Here is a 16,391-nt window from a genome sequence, read left to right as displayed (position 1 = left end):
GAGTACAGCCACAACAGCAATCACAATGGACAAGAATACAATGATTTCCATACTGACTACACCTCCTTATTAAACCGGTAGCCAATCCCTTTGACCGTTTGTATATACTTTGGGCTTGAAGGATTGACTTCTAATTTTTTACGAAGCCGGCTGATAATCGCCATAATGTTACTGTCATCATAGAAATATTCTTCGCCCCAAACTTCCTCATAAATCTGCTGTTTGGTCAAAATTTTCCCTTGATGTTTTGCACAGTACAGGAGCAAATCAAATTCCTTTGGGGGCAGTTCAAAAGTGCCGTTTGATGTAGTAACAGAACGATTTTCAAGGTCAATCTGCAGTCCGTTAAAATTTAGCTTTTGTATGGCTCCGGCTTGCTGATTAAAGCGAGTGTAGCGGCGTATAAGAGACGCAATACGGGCAATCAGTTCATCCATATCAAACGGTTTTGTAAGATAATCGTCCGCTCCAGCCCGTAAGCCCCGTACTTTAGAAATGCTGTCATTTTTAGATGTAAACATCAAAATCGGTAAGCTGTACTCCTTGCGAATTTCTTCCAGCGTTTCAAAACCATCCATGCCGGGCATCATCACATCCAGCACCACAAGCTGATATTCCTGCTCTCTTAATTTTTGTAAGCCCTCTTTTCCGGTATTACAAAAATCTGCTTCTATGTTTTCTGCTTGTACGCTACGTTTAATCAAAGCGCACAGTTCTCTGTCATCATCTATAATCAGGATTTTATTCATGATGCAACTCCTTCCCTTGTTTTGTTGTTCCGTCATTCGGCTTTTCTACGTTCTTGGAGAGCTGCAATACATCCTCCACACTAACATTAGTGCCTTTTATGGTAGCATCCAGATCCATAGTAGCTCTGGCATCCAGACCGACCATTGCCGCCACCAGCATCCCACCTTTTAATATAAACTGATTTTTATACTCTGATAAAGAAATTCGTTCTAAAAAACGTTCCATCATATAATTCCGCATCAAAATCTGTGCATCTGCGGATTTTTTCTTTGACAGATTACGAATCAAATCCTTTAATTGTCTTGCCGTTGTTATCATCTAAAGTAACACCTCCAAATATGGTCTTAGTATCTTTTCAACATGAAACATAGCTGCGTATTTCATGAGCATTCGTAAGTTTTTATCCTTACGCTTCGCATATTGCTTTAATGCCTCTTGGAATACCTGCATTTCAATATTTTTCCTGCTGCGAAGCAGATCGCAAATCGTTCTCTCCATATCATAAACCGGAACTGAATGTCCAAATGATGTCAGCATAGTTGTGATCCCTATTTCATGTAAATCCTTTTTTACTGTATACACTTGAAAACCGTCTTCCTGCAAACGGCTTGGATTATATCCAGTTCTTACTGTTATGGTGTATTTCAAAGGCTCTCTGTCTGTTAAATCATGAAAAAACAATGCAGTTTCGTGAGAAAATACAGCTTGACCACAACGCAAATGCAAAAGGAACATCGCATCTGTCCACGTATCAGGTGATACATACACACCATGAGAAGCTTGCTCTAATCCTCGTTCCTTCACATAGGCATAAAACACAGACTTACTAATTCCATTATTTAGGACTTGAAATGTCTGAATTGTCCCTCCACATTCACGCAACAACAAATCTAATTTTTCAAATTGAGTCATATAGATTCTCCTTTCATGCTAATATGATAATATATATTAGCATGAAAGTAAATATAAATAACACCAATGAACAAATTAGATTTTAAAAATATCCCGTTCTTCCCGCCAGTCTTTCACATAACACCGGATTCCGATATAGATCACCTACACCAGAAGCAACAGTACAATAAGGTTTATCAGAAGGACAGATTTTATCCATTCTCCAAAGTAAATTGTAATAGCTGTACTCATTATTACCACCATAATGCTAAGGATATCCCAGCAATATTTCCGGTAGATTTTTCCCACCTGATAGCCGATCCTGATTATCAGAAATCAGCAGGAACATAAGACTTTCATAACCTGCCGTCATATTTTTATATTTTTTCTCCAACTGGATTTTGCGGTTATCACATTTTGCTTTTGCTTTCTGGTAAGCGGTACGGTCACAGTTCCCTTATTTCCCTTGCAGATTCTGTGGTGCTTTTATAGGTTGTGAAGGGCAGATATAAGCGCCCAATTTACGCTATGAATTGCACCACAGAATCTGCAATTTACGTTATGGAACTCACGGTTATGGAATGAGTGCCTATAAAGGAGGTAGCGACAAAATGCAGTCGTTTTCAATGTCTTGTGATTCGTCGATGATAAAGGGCACTCCTCACGGAGTTTAAGCTTTGATTACTGCCGCTCGTAACATGGATTGACGGATTTTCACAACCTGAATGTTGCATGCCACACAGCCTTGGACAAATAAAAAATAGAACTGATTTGTTTTCAGGATTTTGGGAGCGGCCGGTCCTTAGAAAGCAGACATTGCAATTTCAAAAGACAATGTAATTGGATTTTGAAATCACGATGGATGCTTTCTTAGTACCGCTGCCAGCGACAACAAGCGGAAGCGCTCCTGAAAACAAACAGTTCTATTTTTTATGCTTATAAATACTTTGTTGGCATGCAATACAACATAATCTTAGGGAAATCCGTAACACCTACCTGTAAACGGCAGTTCATAAGTGAAACTCCGGTTTCTTCTTTTCTTTTGGCAAGTTTTACATTATAATAATTTTAACTGTAAAGAATTTTTATCTTAAAGGAGATTTTACATGCGAAACATTCTGAATATAAATTCTGACTGGATATTATCCACGGAAAAGACTCCGGACGGCAAAGCTGTCCACAAAAGAATCCTTCCTTTGAATAAGGAAGACGAATACTGCTATTATCTGGAACTGTTAGGAGCTGCACCTTCCATGGAAGTATTTGTGAATCAGGAAAAAATCGGAGCTCACACCGGAAGCTATACGCTTTACCGCGTGGATGTCACCGATCAGATCGTAAATGGTGACAACGAATTAGACATTGTTTGTGACAGTGAAGTTCCTTGTTTAGACGCAAGTCTTATCGTTGTCGGAAAACACCATTTTTCATTAGACCACTTTGGTGATGCAGGACTTACCGTGATCCCACAGGAGATTTCCACCTCCTCTGCAAGTATCCGTATCACTGCCCATGCAAAAAATCTTCCAAAAGATGCCATGATTTCTTACACTGTGCTTACTACTACAGGAACAATGCTTGCAAATAAAAGTGTTCCGGCCTCGGCACCAGAGTATATCTGCCATCTGACAAACCCATGCCTCTGGAATGGAAAAACCTCTCCAAAGCTTTATGTGGTCGTGGCAGGATTGATCGTTAATGGTGCCACAGAAGATCAGATCGTCCTTCCTTTTGGACTGCGCAATCTGTCCATGGAATCTAACGGCTCTGTCCTCGTAAACGGTCTTTGTGTCCCGGAAAAGGATCTCATCCGCACTCTGGAATCTGATCCATTTGTCTATGACGATATGGACGAGGACGGAAGTTTTGCCTGTGTGGAATTAAAAGAACTCTGCGACATTGCTGCAGATGAGAAGGACTGTAGGAATCTGCTCACAGAATATGTGTTGCAGAACGCTTATCACCCTTCCATCCTCTGCTGGAAGCTCCCGGAAGATCATGCCGACTTTGCCGCTTTGATCCGCGAATTAGACTCCACACGCCCGGTGTTATTTTAAATAATATGGAACAAAGTGTGCGCCAGACGCACACTTTCGCACATAGGCGGGCAGCGCAGCTATCTGTTCAGGAAACCGCCTCACAGGCTTTTTCAAATTCTGTATGTACCTTGGCCATCTGCTCCTGCAGATGGCTGATTTCATTTTTCCGTATGGAAGCTACTACCACTGATGCTGCCTGGAACAGTTCCGTCATTCCAAGGGTCCCAGCAACCCCTTTTAAGGCGTGAACGGCCTCTAACACATCCTCATACCGTTCTTCTTTCATTGCCTGTTCCCCGATTGCAAGATGATTGTCCTCGGTCAGCTTTTTTAAAAATCTTTCATATAAAGCTTCATTTCCCGCGAAACGTTTCACTGCATTCTCATAATCAACACCATAGGCTTTCAATTTCTCTTTATTCATATCTACCGCTCCATTCAGGTTACTATTTTTTCATTTTCGGCTGGAAAATGATACTTGCAATATAGGAAAAAATCAGTGCTGCGGAAATACCGACCGCACTCGCTTTAAATCCCCCCATAAAAATGCCAATAAATCCATTCTCGTCAACTGCTTCCTTTACGCCTTTCCAGAGTGTATTTCCAAAGCCAAGCAGTGGCACACTTGCACCGGCTCCTGCGAACTCCATGAATGGCTGATAAATCTGCAATGCGCCAAGCACCGCCCCCAGACATACGAGTAAAACCATGATCCTGCCCGGAAGCATTTTTGTTTTCTCCATAAGAATCTGGACAAGTGCACAGATCAGGCCGCCTACCCAGAATGCATTGATATAATCCATTTTTCATCCTCTTTTCTTTCTGAAAATCCATTGTCTATACATCTGCATGTTCGATGACAACTGCATGTGCAATGCCCGGCACCGTCATTCCTTCATTGAAAGACACCGTTGAAAGCAACGCACCTGTCGGCACGAACAATATCCGTTTTAATGTTCCATCTTCGATCTGTTTTAAAAAGTAAGCGCTCAGCGTCACTGCTGAACATCCGCATCCGGAACCACCTGCCCCGGTATTCTGGCTCTCAGCATCAAAAATTTCAATTCCACAATCCGAATGTATCTTACTGATATCGTAACCGTCTTTTAACAACAGGTCAATGAGAATTTTCTGTCCTACCGTTCCGAGATCTCCTGTAATGATCCTGTCATATTCTTTTTCACTTCTCCCGAAATCCTCAAAATGCTGTCTGATGACCTCTTTGGCCGCAGGTGCCATGGCTGCCCCCATATTCATGGAATCTTTGATCCCAAAATCCACAATTTTTCCGGTTGTGATCCCTGTGATTTTTGCCATTCCCTTCTCTTTTCCGAGGACGAAAGCCGCGCTTCCGGTCACTGTCCAGGTGGCCGATTTCGGTCTCTGGTTTGCATATTCGAGTGGGAATCTGAATTGTTTTTCTGCGCTGGCAAAATGGCTTGAAGTCATGGTCACGACATGATCCGCATAGCCGGCCGCTACACACATTGCACCGAGAGACAGCGATTCCCCACAGGTACTGCAGGCTCCGTAAAGTCCAAAGAGCGGTACCTGAAAATCCAGTACCCCAAACGAGGTCGCCATGTTCTGCCCCAAAAGATCACCTGCGAAAAGATACCGGATGTCCTCTTTTTTTAACCCGGCTCTGCCGACCGCCATAGTGAAAGCTTCTTTCTGCAGCGTGCTCTCTGCCTCTTCCCATGTGTTCTGGCCGAATTTGTCGTCCTCACCGATCACATCAAAATGACCTGCCAGAGGTCCTTCTCCCTCCTTTTTTCCAACAATATTTGCCGTGCTGATAATAAAAGGAGCCTCTGTAAAACAGAGGCTCTGTTTTCCCTTCTGCATACTCGTATCCACACTTTCTTTTTCTTTTAGTATGGATCAGGGAAGTTTTTATTATTCTCTTTTTCATCATTTTCTTATCGTTTTTGCAATCGCTTCCGGTGATAACTGTAAAAAAACACAAAGCTCTAAAAACTCTTCGGCAAGCAGAGGTTCTTTATAATCCGGATGCAGTTTTTCTTCCGGAACTTGTGTCTGTTCTGAAATCTCAGATGCTGAAATTCCTTTTTCCTGCATATAAGCAAGGATATATTCTGTCACTCTGGATTTATTCATGCGCTCCGCTCCTTTTCTCATGTGTTCTTCCCGTTATATGCAGACCTCATCATGCAAGCATGTTCGGTCTACATATTCTCGATTGGCACTGCTCATTGCTTACGCACATTATATTCTTATAATTCAAGACTTTCAACCATATTTTCCCATATAATCAGAATTAATTGACGGTCTAAAATATGTGAGATATGATAACCATAATAACTTTTTAAATTTCAGAAACAGGGGATTTTTATGCGAAATGAATTAATTCCAAAGGTGTTAAAAGAATATAGAAAACGAAATCATTACTCAGTGAAAGACGTATCGATCAGGCTGATGGAACATGATATTGATGTTGCACCGAAGACGATTTATGGCTGGGAAAGCGGACAGGCACAGCCGACGGCGGACACACTGCTCTTACTGTGCGAGATATACAAAATCCCGGACATCCTGAACTCCTTCGGTTACGACCAGCCTGATGATCCGGCAGCTTCCCTGACTTATCATGAGCGTGAGATCATCTACGCCTACCGCAATCGCCCTGAGTTACAGCATGCGGTCGACATTCTGCTCGGATGTGATTAGGTATTTTGTTTCCCGTGATACAATCTGATCTGTGCGATGTATAAATAAAAAAGAGGTTTTTCTGTAGAAATATCTGTTTTCAGGATTTTTGCAGGAAAACTTTTTTTATGTGCTCTTTTCCCCCGGCTTCTTACAAATCCAGACAGGCACACGGCTGTTTCCGTGTATATCATTTTATTTTCACAGGTTGCAACTTTGCTTTAAGAAGTATAGAATAGAAGATACTCTGCGGTTTTATAGTAGTTCTGTAAAACCGTTTACCGCAGGACATTATTAAGGGAGATTTATTTATGAACGCTTTCCAATTTATCTTTCAGTATATCAAACGGCATAAGGTCCAGTATACGCTTGGTATCATCACGCTTTTTGTGGTTGACTTTGCCAATATTTTTATTCCGAAACTTACCGGTGTCATCACCGACGGACTCACCGCCCACAGCCTTGACTGGAGCGGAGTCAAATTAAATCTGTTTTACCTGTTTCTGCTTGGACTGCTGCTTGCGGTCGGTCGTTTCTTCTGGCGGTACTTCCTGTTTGGAGCTTCCCGCTCCATCGAAAAAGAGCTGAGAAACGACATGTTTTCCCATCTGGAGAAAATGGATGTGGAATATTACAACGAACACAAGACCGGCGACCTGATGACACGTTTTACCAGCGATCTGAACGCGATCCGCATGGCGATCGGACCTGCCGTCATCTGTGTGTTTGACGCCTCCGTCATGACCCTTATGGTCATTTTCCAGATGATGTATTATGTCAGCGTGAAGCTGACACTGATCGCAGTCATCCCAATGCTTTTCATTTTATTTGGCGAGATTTATTATGGAAAAATCATCCGTCCGCGCTTTACTGCAAGGCAGGAGGCGGTTTCCGATCTCACCGACTACGTGCAGGAAAGCTTTTCCGGTATCCGTGTCATCAAGGCGTTTGTCCGTGAGAAGGCACAGCGTTACCACTTTTTAAAAGAAAACGAAAACACCATGGAAAAGAACTTAAGCATTGCAAAGATCCAGTCGATCGTCATTCCGCTTCTGGATGTCATCATCGGGCTTTCCTCGCTGCTTACGCTCATTTACGGCGGCTATCTTGCGCTGGTCGGGGACATCACGCTTGGACGCTTTGTCGCTTTTAACCAGTATATTAACATGCTTGTCTGGCCGATGTTAGCCTGCGGGGATTCCGTCAATATGTTTTCGCAGGGTGCTGCCTCCATCCGAAGGATCCAGGAGATTTTCAAAGAACAGCCTGCCATTGCAGACACCGACAAAACAAAGGATGTGGACGACATTAGGGGAGAAATTGATTTTCATCACCTTACCTTCATCCACCGCGGCCACAGCGAACCGACTTTAAACGACATCACCCTGCATGTGCCGGCAGGAACAACGCTTGCGATCATCGGGCGCACCGGAAATGGAAAATCCACACTGGTAAATCTCCTGCTGCACCTTTACAACACGAAACCGGGCATGCTTTTCATTGATGGAAAGGACATTAACACCATTCCTTTAAAAACACTGCGTGAAAATATCGGATACGTTCCGCAGGATAACTTCCTGTTCTCGGACACATTGAAATCCAATATCGCATTTGGCGCTGAAAATGAGGATATGGAAGCTATCCAGTCCGCAACACGCGCTGCCTGCATCCATGAAAATATTGTCCAGTTCCCGGACGGTTATGAGACAATTGTAGGTGAGCGCGGCGTTACCTTATCCGGCGGTCAGAAACAGCGGAGCTCCATTGCCAGGGCACTGATGAAAAATGCACCCATCCTGATTTTAGACGATGCCCTCTCCGCTGTCGATACCGACACCGAGGAACACATTTTAACCAATTTAAAGAAAAACCGGGAAGGAAAGACGACCATTCTCATTGCGCACCGCATCTCGACGATCCAGAATGCAGATATCATTATGGTGTTAGAGGACGGCACTGCCGCCGAGATTGGAAATCACGATTCCCTTATGGCAAAACACGGCATTTATTACGATATGTTTGAAAAACAGCAGTTAGAAGCCATCCACGGTGAAGCCGGAAAAGCGCTCATCAGACAGGATCATCCAGCTGCAAAAACAGGAAAGGAGGACGCATAACTATGAAACGTTTACTTGCCTATTTAAAACCGCACAAATGGGTTATGACTGCTGCGACAGTCCTCGTCCTCTTTATCATCGTGGTAGAACTTTACCGCCCGATCGTCATCGGTGATGCGATCGATGATTATATCAACGGCTATTACGCACCGTACATCGAAACCACTGCGGATGCGCCGGGTGCTGTTCCTTACCATGACACTTATCTGACGAGAGATTTTGAGACGGCAGACGGACAGATTTACGATCAGATTCTTCTATATAATAATGACTATTATATGGCAAAAAATCTTTCATCCGAAGAATGTGATGCATTAAAAAATGCAGATTCCGCCACGCTTTCATCTTATGTAAACCAAAATGCAGTACTTCTTACAAGGGACGACTTAAAAAATTTGCGGCATTATGATTTTACCGGCATTTTAAAAGCTGCTGCTCTCTACCTGCTGCTTCTGCTCACCGGATTTGTCTTAAACGCATTAGACACCTGGATCCTGCAGAAAATGGGACAGGAGATCATTTACCAGATGCGTGAGGAGGTCTTTACCCACATTCACAGCTTATCGTTAAACTTTTTCAACAATACGCCTGTGGGAAAACTTGTCACCCGTGTCTCCAACGACACCGAAGCGGTCAATGAACTTTTCTCCACCATTTTGGTAAAACTATTTAAAAACATTGTAAAAATTATCGGATATGCCGTTGTCATGCTCTCCATTAATGTCAAAATGGCTCTCGTATCCTTTGCACTGCTGCCGCTTGTCACAGTGCTGACCTTCTTTTTCCGCTTTATGTCAAGGAAGGCATACGAGCTTACCCGAAACCGCATTACCGACTTAAACACATTTTTATCGGAGCACCTCTCTGGCATGAAGCTCATCCAGATTTTTGCGAGGGAAGAAGAAAAATATGCACAGTTTGAAAAGAAATCCGAAGATTTATACAAGGCAAACTGGCGTGAGGTTATGACATTTGCGATTTTCCGTCCGTCCATTTATCTGGTGTCCGTGTTTGCCATGATGCTTGTGATCGGAACCGGAAGTGCCGGAGTGTTAAACCAGACGCTCTCGCTCGGAACACTGTTTATTTTTATCACCTATATTTCCTCATTTTTTGATCCGATCCAGGAGCTTGCAGAACAGTTTGGTACCTTGCAGTCCTCTCTCGCCTCCGCCGGAAAAATTTTCTCCATTTTAGACGAGAAACCGGATATTGTAAAACCAGCGCACCCGGTGGAAGTCAACATCAAAGGGCGCATCGAATTCCGTCATGTATGGTTCGCCTACGAGAAGGACGATTATATTTTAAAAGACATCAGTTTCGTCATCGAACCGGGCGAAAAAGTTGCATTTGTCGGTGCTACCGGAGCTGGAAAATCTTCCATCTTAAATCTGATTGGACGATACTTTGACATCCAGAAAGGTGAGATTTTGATCGACGGCGTCAACATCAAAGCCATCGACACTGATGTGCTGCGCGCCGCGATCGGGCAGGTACAGCAGGATGTATTTATTTTTACCGGGGATATTAAGAGCAATATTTCACTGGACAATGAGAATATTTCCATTGAGGACGTGAAACGTGCCGCAGAGATCGTGCACGCGGATTCCTTTATCGAAAAAATGCCGGGCGGCTATGATGCCCCTGTCACAGAGCGTGGAAGCACCTTATCCGCCGGACAAAGACAGTTACTCTCCTTTGCAAGAACCTTAGCTTATGATCCGACCATCCTTGTCTTAGACGAGGCAACTGCCAACATTGACACGGAGACCGAGGCACTTATCACAAGTGCTCTGGCAAAACTCATGGAGGGCAGAACTACGATTATGGTTGCACACAGACTTTCCACGATCCAGCATGCCGACAAGATCATTGTCATGCATCAGGGACAGATCAAGGAAGCCGGCACCCATCAGGAACTTCTCGCCCAGAACGGACTGTACCGGAAATTGTACGACCTGCAGCTTGTGGAAGCGTAGCAGTTCAATTTTTGTAACGACAGTTTATATGTCCGCCCCGGGAGCATGAACATCCGAACCAGCATAAAAAACGGTATCAAATTGCTAATTTGTCAATGCTGCTTTTAAGCTTCTTTGATTGTCTGTGTTCATTCAACAAATGGACAGTCACAAAAGATTGTGCGTCTATGAAATTCTTTCTTCGCGATTGAATCGTGTGTAAGTAAATACAGCCTCCCAGCAGAAGACAGTGCAAAAATCATTCGTTTACATTTGATTTTTGCACTGAATAACCAATGCTGGGAGGCTGTATTTACTTACGCTAGATTCATGAGCAGAAAGAATTTCATAGGCGTACAATCTTTCGCGACAGTCCATTTGGGAATGTACACAAACTTTAAGCTTAAAAGCAGCATTGACAAATTTACGCAATTTTCACAACGTTTTTTATGCCGGCTCGGATGTTCATGCTCCCGGGGCGGACATATCTACACTCCCTCAAAAATTGAGCTGCTATCGCTTCCATGTAGAATCCCGCACTACAATTTCCGGTTCCACGCGGATATGAAGTTCCTGCTCGGTGAGTTCTTCGCCTAGGATGAGCCGGAGCAAAAGTTCTGCCGCCATACTGCCAAGCTTATCCTGCGGATGGGAAATGGTCGTGATCGGGATGTGATTATTTTTTGCGAGCAGCGAATTGTCAAACCCTGTGACAGAGACGTCGCGTGGTACTTTTTTGCCAAATTCACGCAGCGTGCGGATGACCTCCACCGCAACCTGATCGTTGTAGCAGACCACCGCATCCATCGGTGTCTCTGCCTGAATCGCGCCACTGATCGTCTCCCGCGGTTTCACTTCCCGGTCCTCGGTGTAAAACCACGTCACCGAATCCGGATCGTACAACATCCCTGCCTCCTGCAGCGCCCTCACATACCCTTTATGTCTCGCCTGTCCCTGCACATCATCTGCTTTAAAAATACCGTGAATATTTTTATGTCCGAGTTCGATCAGATATTTTGTGATCAGGTATCCGCCTTTCATGTCATCCATCAGCACGTAAGGTTTTTCTTCATCTGCTCAAAATATCCCTGAATAAACACATAGGGGATTCCATACTCATCCATCTGGTCGTAAAGACTTGTATGCCTGCAGGAGATCTGGGTTTTGCTCGGCTCGATGATGAGTCCGTCAATATCCTTTGACAACAGCTCCTCCATGCACCGCGCCTCCGCAGCTCTTGAGTTTCTCGTCGTCTTTAACATAATACTGTATCCATTTGCAGTGAGCACCTGCTCGATTCCCTGAATCAGCCTCGGAAAAATATAATCGGACAGATACGTCGTCACCACCGCGATATTTTTGGATGTCCGCGTGTGGATCGTCCGCTCTGACACAAACGTTCCTCTGCCATGCTCTGCATAGAGATATCCTTCTTCCGTCAGTTCCCCGATCGCTTTCCGCACCGTCTGCCTGCTGATATGATACTGCGCTGCAAACATGTTTTCCGAAGGAATTTTATCCCCTGCCTTCCACTCGCTGTGGACGATCTTTGCTTTGATATCTTCTTTTAAACGTGAAAATTTCGGCTCTTTCATCGTATCTCCTATCTCTTTTTCCTTTATATCTTTCACTTTTGATGCTTCCATAAAAACAGCATGGCACAACTTGTATCGTTTGTAAAGCAAAATCATACAACTTATTTTTATATAAAATGCTGATTTTACGCCTTTTTTATTTCTGATTAAATAGATCAAAAAACAACTTGTACACATCTATATACAAGTTATACACTAAAACAGCAGGATGTATATTACATAAACATTCACAATTTATCAGACGAGGAGAAGAAAGATGAAATTACAGAAAAATTATAAGTTTTGGTTCTGCACAGGTTCACAGGATTTATATGGGGATGAATGCCTTGCACATGTTGCAGCCCACTCAAAAGAAATCGTAGCCGCTTTAAATGCTTCCGGCGTTTTGCCTTATGAAGTGGTATGGAAACCAACTCTGATCACCAATGAACTGATCCGCAAAACATTCAACGAGGCCAATATCGATGAGGAATGTGCCGGTGTCATCACCTGGATGCATACTTTCTCCCCTGCCAAATCCTGGATCTTAGGTTTACAGGAATTACGAAAACCATTACTTCATTTACATACACAGTACAACGTGGAGATTCCATATGACACCATCGACATGGACTTCATGAACGAAAATCAGGCCGCTCACGGCGACCGCGAGTACGGACATATCGTGACACGTATGAAAATCCCAAGAAAAGTCGTTGTCGGCCACTGGTCTGAGAAAGACGTTCAGGAAAAAATTGCCGCATGGCAGCGCACCGCAATCGGTATCATCGAGAGCAGCCACATCCGTGTCATGCGTGTTGCTGACAACATGAGAAACGTAGCCGTCACCGAGGGCGACAAAGTAGAAGCCCAGTTAAAATTTGGCTGGGAAGTAGACGCTTATCCGGTCAATGAGATTGCAGAATCTGTCGCTGCTGTTTCGGAATCTGATACCAATGAATTAGTAGACGAATATTACGACAAATACGAAATTTTACTTGAGGGCAGAGACCCTGCAGAATTCAAACGTCACGTGGCTGTCCAGGCTCAGATTGAATTAGGCTTTGAGCGTTTTCTGGAAGAAAAAAATTATCAGGCGATCGTCACACACTTTGGTGACCTCGGCGCATTAAAGCAGCTTCCTGGTCTTGCGATCCAGCGGTTAATGGAAAAAGGCTACGGCTTCGGTGCCGAAGGTGACTGGAAAGTTGCAGCGATGGTTCGTCTGATGAAGCTTATGACTGCCGGAATGAAAGACGCAAAAGGAACTTCCATGTTGGAGGATTACACTTACAATCTTGTACCGGGAAAAGAAGGCATCTTAGAGGCTCACATGCTTGAAATCTGTCCTTCTATTGCAGACGGTCCGATCAGCATTAAATGCCAGCCTCTTTCCATGGGCGACAGAGAAGATCCTGCAAGACTTGTATTTACCTCCAAAGAGGGACACGGTATCGCAACTTCCCTGATCGACCTCGGCAACCGTTTCCGTCTCATCATCAACGATGTAGACTGCAAAAAAACCGAAAAACCAATGCCAAAATTACCAACCGCTACCAATTTCTGGCTTCCACAGCCTGACCTCCGCACAGGTGCAGAAGCATGGATTCTTGCTGGCGGCGCACACCACACTGCATTTACTTATGACCTGACTGCTGAGCAGATGGGTGACTGGGCAGAAGCTATGGGAATCGAAGCTGTTTACATTGACAAAGATACAAAAATCCGCGACTTCAAACGTGACCTTGCACTCGGCGAAATTGTTTACCGCTAGAACAAATACCAGCCAGAAAAATCATAGATTTTCCTGGCTGATGTTGCAGATTAAATTTACCTAAAATATAATCAATGTAACAATATATATATCAGAACGGAGATAAACACATGTTAGAAGAACTAAAAAAACAGGTCTATGAAGCCAATATGGAACTTCCGCGCCGTGGACTTATCACCTACACCTGGGGAAATGTCAGCGGCATTGACCGCGAAACAGGTTACTTTGTCATCAAGCCAAGCGGCGTTGACTATGACGTGCTGACACCGGACGATATGGTTGTCATGGATCTTGACGGAAATAAAATCGAGGGAACTTACAAACCAAGCTCCGACACCCCAACCCATATCGAGCTCTACCAAAAATACCCGGAAATCGGCGGTGTCGTACACACCCACTCCCCGGAGGCAACTTCATGGGCGCAGGCAGGACGTGACATTCCTCTTTACGGAACAACCCACGCAGACTATTTTTACGGACCGATTCCGTGTGCCAGAAATCTCACACCGGAAGAGATCAATTCCGCCTACGAGAAAAATACCGGTGTCGTCATCATCGAAACCTTTGAGACGCGCGGCATTAACCCAATGCATACACCGGGCGTTTTATGCTCCAACCACGGTCCTTTTGCATGGGGAAAAGACGCAGCCGAGGCAGTACACAATGCTGTTGTCTTAGAAGAAGTTGCAAAAATGGCAACCAAAACCGAACTGATCAATCCAAAAGTAAAACCTGCACCGAATTGTATCCGCGACAAACATTTTTACCGAAAACACGGTGAAAATGCTTATTACGGACAAATTTAGCATATTTTCCCTGCCCGACACAACAGCGGGCAGAACTGCTATCAGAAAAAGGAGAAATCTATGGCAAACTATAAAGAATATATTGAGAGCGGAAAAGCAATCCTCGGTATCGAATTTGGTTCTACCCGGATCAAGGGGGTATTGATCGGGCCAGACAACGAACCGATCGCACAAGGCAATCATGACTGGGAGAATCAGCTTGTCGACGGCATCTGGACTTACAGTCTGAACGCGGTCTGGGACGGTTTAAGAGACTGCTACAGCAGCCTTTTAACAGATGTAAAAGGAAAATACGGCTGTACGATCACAAACCTTACCTCCCTCGGTTTTTCTGCGATGATGCACGGCTACATGGCATTTGATAAAGAAGGCACCCTGCTCGTCCCGTTCCGCACCTGGCGAAACACGATCACCGGAGAAGCTTCCGAAGAACTGACTGCACTGTTCCACTATCACATCCCACAGCGCTTTAGCATTGCACATCTCTATCAGGCAATGTTGAAAAAGGAACCGCACCTTACAAAAATAGATTCCCTGCTCACTTTAGCGGGATACATCAACTGGCAGATGACCGGTGAAAAAGTGATCGGTATCGGAGAAGCCTCCGGTATGTTCCCGATCGACATCCAGACAAAAGATTACAACCAGAATATGATCAATCAGTTTGAGGAGAAAGCCGCCTCTATGGGCTATAATTTCCATTTGAGAGAGCTGCTTCCAAAAACTGCCCTTGCAGGAGAGATTGCAGGCTATCTGACCGAGGAGGGTGCAAGAAAATTAGACGTCTCCGGCAGCTTAAAAGCCGGCGTTCCGATTGCACCTGCCGAGGGCGATGCCGGAACCGGAATGACTGCCACAAACAGTGTCGCTGTCCGCACCGGTAACGTTTCCGCCGGAACTTCTGTGTTTGGAATGGTGATTCTGGAGCAGGATTTAAAAGAAGTCCATGATGAGATTGACCTTGTGACAACCCCTACCGGAAATCTGGTTGCAATGGCACACTGCAACAACTGTACTTCTGACTTAAATGCCTGGGTAAATCTCTTCCATGAATTTGCCAAGGCTGCCGGAATCGATATTTCCCTGAATGATCTGTATGGCACACTCTACCACAAAGCAATGGAAGGGGACGTGGACTGCGGCGGTCTGTTAGCCTATAACTATTTTTCCGGCGAGCATATCACAGGCTTTGAAGAAGGATGTCCACTGTTCGTGAGAACACCGGACAGCGCGTTTACACTTGCCAACTTTATGCGCACCAACCTGTATGCCTCCCTTGCCGTTTTAAAAACAGGTCTGGACATCCTGATCAAAGAAGAAGGGGTAAAAATTGACGAAATCTTCGGACACGGCGGACTTTTCAAAACCAAAGGCGTAGGGCAGAACATCCTTGCCGCCGCTTTAAACACACCGGTTTCCGTCATGGAAACTGCCGGGGAAGGCGGCGCATGGGGCATGGCACTTCTCGCCTCCTATATGGTTCACAAAAAAGACGGCGAAACGCTGGATTCTTATCTTACCGATCATGTTTTCAAGGGCAATACCGGAACCAAAGTTGCTCCTGATCCAAAAGATGTGGAAGGCTTTGAAGCTTTTATGAAACGCTATACAAAAGGACTTTCCATTGAACGTGCTGCGATAGAAAATATGTAGAAACAGAATGTTCACAAACACAATCGAAAAATCAGACTCATCTATAGAACTTCTCTCTAAAAAATATACTCATAAGAAGGTAACTCACGAGTTACTTTCTTATGAGTAACATAACGGATACTATCATAAAATCCATTTTCTTACACAGCAAAACAGCAA

At 44.3% G+C, this 16,391-nt stretch carries 17 protein-coding genes and 1 pseudogene; 7 read left to right on the top strand and 11 right to left on the bottom strand.

Annotated features, from left to right (window positions below; translation table 11 throughout):
- Positions 1–56: 56 nt before the first annotated feature.
- The 5 genes and pseudogenes from ROSEINA2194_RS02630 to ROSEINA2194_RS21660 all read right to left on the bottom strand — a co-directional run bounded on the left by ROSEINA2194_RS02630 (position 57) and on the right by ROSEINA2194_RS21660 (position 2,041).
- Positions 57–749 (bottom strand): response regulator transcription factor, encoded by a 693-nt coding sequence (locus ROSEINA2194_RS02630; protein WP_007883057.1) that lies wholly within the window; start codon positions 747–749, stop codon positions 57–59.
- Positions 750–768: 19 nt separating this feature from the next.
- A pseudogene (locus ROSEINA2194_RS02625) lies at positions 769–1,068 on the bottom strand (nucleotidyl transferase AbiEii/AbiGii toxin family protein); the annotation flags it as partial.
- Positions 1,069–1,662, bottom strand: coding sequence for a type IV toxin-antitoxin system AbiEi family antitoxin domain-containing protein (locus ROSEINA2194_RS02620; protein WP_007883047.1), 594 nt, complete (start codon positions 1,660–1,662; stop codon positions 1,069–1,071).
- 144 nt (positions 1,663–1,806) lie between these two features.
- A complete protein-coding gene (locus ROSEINA2194_RS21665) occupies positions 1,807–1,950 on the bottom strand; it encodes a DUF6040 family protein (RefSeq protein ID WP_252832537.1) in 144 nt (47 codons plus the stop codon).
- Positions 1,910–2,041, bottom strand: coding sequence for a hypothetical protein (locus tag ROSEINA2194_RS21660; RefSeq protein WP_252832539.1), 132 nt, complete (start codon positions 2,039–2,041; stop codon positions 1,910–1,912). The genes ROSEINA2194_RS21665 and ROSEINA2194_RS21660 overlap by 41 nt, the downstream gene beginning before the upstream one ends.
- 706 nt (positions 2,042–2,747) lie before the next feature.
- Between ROSEINA2194_RS21660 and ROSEINA2194_RS02615 the strand changes: the two genes are divergently transcribed.
- Positions 2,748–3,698, top strand: coding sequence for a glycoside hydrolase family 2 protein (locus ROSEINA2194_RS02615; RefSeq protein WP_007883043.1), 951 nt, complete (start codon positions 2,748–2,750; stop codon positions 3,696–3,698).
- Positions 3,699–3,765: 67 nt separating this feature from the next.
- On the opposite strand, the gene ROSEINA2194_RS02610 is transcribed toward ROSEINA2194_RS02615, so the two are convergent.
- The 4 genes from ROSEINA2194_RS02610 to ROSEINA2194_RS02595 all read right to left on the bottom strand — a co-directional run bounded on the left by ROSEINA2194_RS02610 (position 3,766) and on the right by ROSEINA2194_RS02595 (position 5,822).
- Entirely contained in the window at positions 3,766–4,104 is a 339-nt protein-coding gene (locus ROSEINA2194_RS02610) for an Hpt domain-containing protein (protein ID WP_007883042.1), read from the bottom strand.
- Positions 4,105–4,126: 22 nt separating this feature from the next.
- Positions 4,127–4,483: a stage V sporulation protein AE gene (gene spoVAE / locus ROSEINA2194_RS02605; protein WP_007883041.1), complete on the bottom strand. Its 357-nt coding sequence runs from the start codon at positions 4,481–4,483 to the stop codon at positions 4,127–4,129.
- A gap of 34 nt (positions 4,484–4,517) precedes the next feature.
- On the bottom strand, positions 4,518–5,528 hold the full coding sequence (gene spoVAD, locus ROSEINA2194_RS02600; protein WP_007883040.1) for a stage V sporulation protein AD: 1,011 nt from the start codon (positions 5,526–5,528) through the stop codon (positions 4,518–4,520).
- Between the two features lie 66 nt (positions 5,529–5,594).
- Complete coding sequence (locus ROSEINA2194_RS02595; RefSeq protein ID WP_007883037.1) at positions 5,595–5,822, bottom strand: hypothetical protein; 228 nt, start codon at positions 5,820–5,822, stop codon at positions 5,595–5,597.
- 213 nt (positions 5,823–6,035) lie between these two features.
- On the opposite strand from ROSEINA2194_RS02595, the gene ROSEINA2194_RS02590 reads away from it, so the two are divergent.
- The 3 genes from ROSEINA2194_RS02590 (at position 6,036) to ROSEINA2194_RS02580 (ending at position 10,446) form a co-directional block, all read left to right on the top strand.
- Positions 6,036–6,371: a helix-turn-helix transcriptional regulator gene (locus ROSEINA2194_RS02590; RefSeq protein ID WP_007883032.1), complete on the top strand. Its 336-nt coding sequence runs from the start codon at positions 6,036–6,038 to the stop codon at positions 6,369–6,371.
- A 290-nt stretch (positions 6,372–6,661) separates the two neighbouring features.
- A complete protein-coding gene (locus ROSEINA2194_RS02585; RefSeq protein WP_007883029.1) occupies positions 6,662–8,467 on the top strand; it encodes an ABC transporter ATP-binding protein in 1,806 nt (601 codons plus the stop codon).
- Between the two features lie 2 nt (positions 8,468–8,469).
- The gene (locus ROSEINA2194_RS02580; RefSeq protein ID WP_007883028.1) at positions 8,470–10,446 is read left to right on the top strand and encodes an ABC transporter ATP-binding protein; all 1,977 of its coding nucleotides are present in this window, start codon (positions 8,470–8,472) and stop codon (positions 10,444–10,446) included.
- 492 nt (positions 10,447–10,938) lie between these two features.
- On the opposite strand, the gene ROSEINA2194_RS22720 is transcribed toward ROSEINA2194_RS02580, so the two are convergent.
- The gene (locus ROSEINA2194_RS22720; RefSeq protein ID WP_007883026.1) at positions 10,939–11,475 is read right to left on the bottom strand and encodes a substrate-binding domain-containing protein; all 537 of its coding nucleotides are present in this window, start codon (positions 11,473–11,475) and stop codon (positions 10,939–10,941) included.
- Positions 11,475–12,056, bottom strand: a complete 582-nt coding sequence (locus ROSEINA2194_RS22715) for a GntR family transcriptional regulator (RefSeq protein WP_330370238.1) — start codon at positions 12,054–12,056, stop codon at positions 11,475–11,477. Before ROSEINA2194_RS22715 ends, ROSEINA2194_RS22720 begins: the two co-directional genes overlap by 1 nt.
- A gap of 220 nt (positions 12,057–12,276) precedes the next feature.
- Between ROSEINA2194_RS22715 and araA the strand changes: the two genes are divergently transcribed.
- From araA to ROSEINA2194_RS02560, 3 genes are all read left to right on the top strand, one after another.
- Positions 12,277–13,773, top strand: a complete 1,497-nt coding sequence (gene araA / locus ROSEINA2194_RS02570) for an L-arabinose isomerase (protein WP_007883024.1) — start codon at positions 12,277–12,279, stop codon at positions 13,771–13,773.
- 110 nt (positions 13,774–13,883) lie between these two features.
- A complete protein-coding gene (locus ROSEINA2194_RS02565) occupies positions 13,884–14,579 on the top strand; it encodes an L-ribulose-5-phosphate 4-epimerase (RefSeq protein WP_007883022.1) in 696 nt (231 codons plus the stop codon).
- Positions 14,580–14,639: 60 nt separating this feature from the next.
- Positions 14,640–16,232 carry a xylulokinase gene (locus ROSEINA2194_RS02560; protein WP_007883021.1) on the top strand — a complete coding sequence of 531 codons (1,593 nt, stop codon included), beginning with the start codon at positions 14,640–14,642 and terminating at the stop codon, positions 16,230–16,232.
- Positions 16,233–16,391: the final 159 nt, after the last annotated feature.

The sequence above is a fragment of the Roseburia inulinivorans DSM 16841 genome (assembly GCF_000174195.1).
Taxonomy (GTDB): Bacteria; Bacillota; Clostridia; order Lachnospirales; family Lachnospiraceae; genus Roseburia; species Roseburia inulinivorans.
This window is presented reverse-complemented; position numbering and strand designations above follow the sequence as displayed.

Excerpts from the sequence above, each read along its gene's own strand:
- ROSEINA2194_RS02595 (WP_007883037.1), bottom strand. The coding sequence starts at position 5,822 with ATGAGAAAAGGAGCGGAGCGCATGAATAAATCCAGAGTGACAGAATAT.
- spoVAE (WP_007883041.1), bottom strand. The coding sequence starts at position 4,483 with ATGGATTATATCAATGCATTCTGGGTAGGCGGCCTGATCTGTGCACTT.
- ROSEINA2194_RS02620 (WP_007883047.1), bottom strand. The coding sequence starts at position 1,662 with ATGACTCAATTTGAAAAATTAGATTTGTTGTTGCGTGAATGTGGAGGG.
- ROSEINA2194_RS02590 (WP_007883032.1), top strand. The coding sequence starts at position 6,036 with ATGCGAAATGAATTAATTCCAAAGGTGTTAAAAGAATATAGAAAACGA.
- ROSEINA2194_RS02585 (WP_007883029.1), top strand. The coding sequence starts at position 6,662 with ATGAACGCTTTCCAATTTATCTTTCAGTATATCAAACGGCATAAGGTC.
- ROSEINA2194_RS02610 (WP_007883042.1), bottom strand. The coding sequence starts at position 4,104 with ATGAATAAAGAGAAATTGAAAGCCTATGGTGTTGATTATGAGAATGCA.
- ROSEINA2194_RS22720 (WP_007883026.1), bottom strand. The coding sequence starts at position 11,475 with ATGGATGACATGAAAGGCGGATACCTGATCACAAAATATCTGATCGAA.
- ROSEINA2194_RS02615 (WP_007883043.1), top strand. The coding sequence starts at position 2,748 with ATGCGAAACATTCTGAATATAAATTCTGACTGGATATTATCCACGGAA.
- ROSEINA2194_RS02560 (WP_007883021.1), top strand. The coding sequence starts at position 14,640 with ATGGCAAACTATAAAGAATATATTGAGAGCGGAAAAGCAATCCTCGGT.
- ROSEINA2194_RS02630 (WP_007883057.1), bottom strand. The coding sequence starts at position 749 with ATGAATAAAATCCTGATTATAGATGATGACAGAGAACTGTGCGCTTTG.
- spoVAD (WP_007883040.1), bottom strand. The coding sequence starts at position 5,528 with ATGCAGAAGGGAAAACAGAGCCTCTGTTTTACAGAGGCTCCTTTTATT.
- ROSEINA2194_RS02580 (WP_007883028.1), top strand. The coding sequence starts at position 8,470 with ATGAAACGTTTACTTGCCTATTTAAAACCGCACAAATGGGTTATGACT.
- ROSEINA2194_RS02565 (WP_007883022.1), top strand. The coding sequence starts at position 13,884 with ATGTTAGAAGAACTAAAAAAACAGGTCTATGAAGCCAATATGGAACTT.
- araA (WP_007883024.1), top strand. The coding sequence starts at position 12,277 with ATGAAATTACAGAAAAATTATAAGTTTTGGTTCTGCACAGGTTCACAG.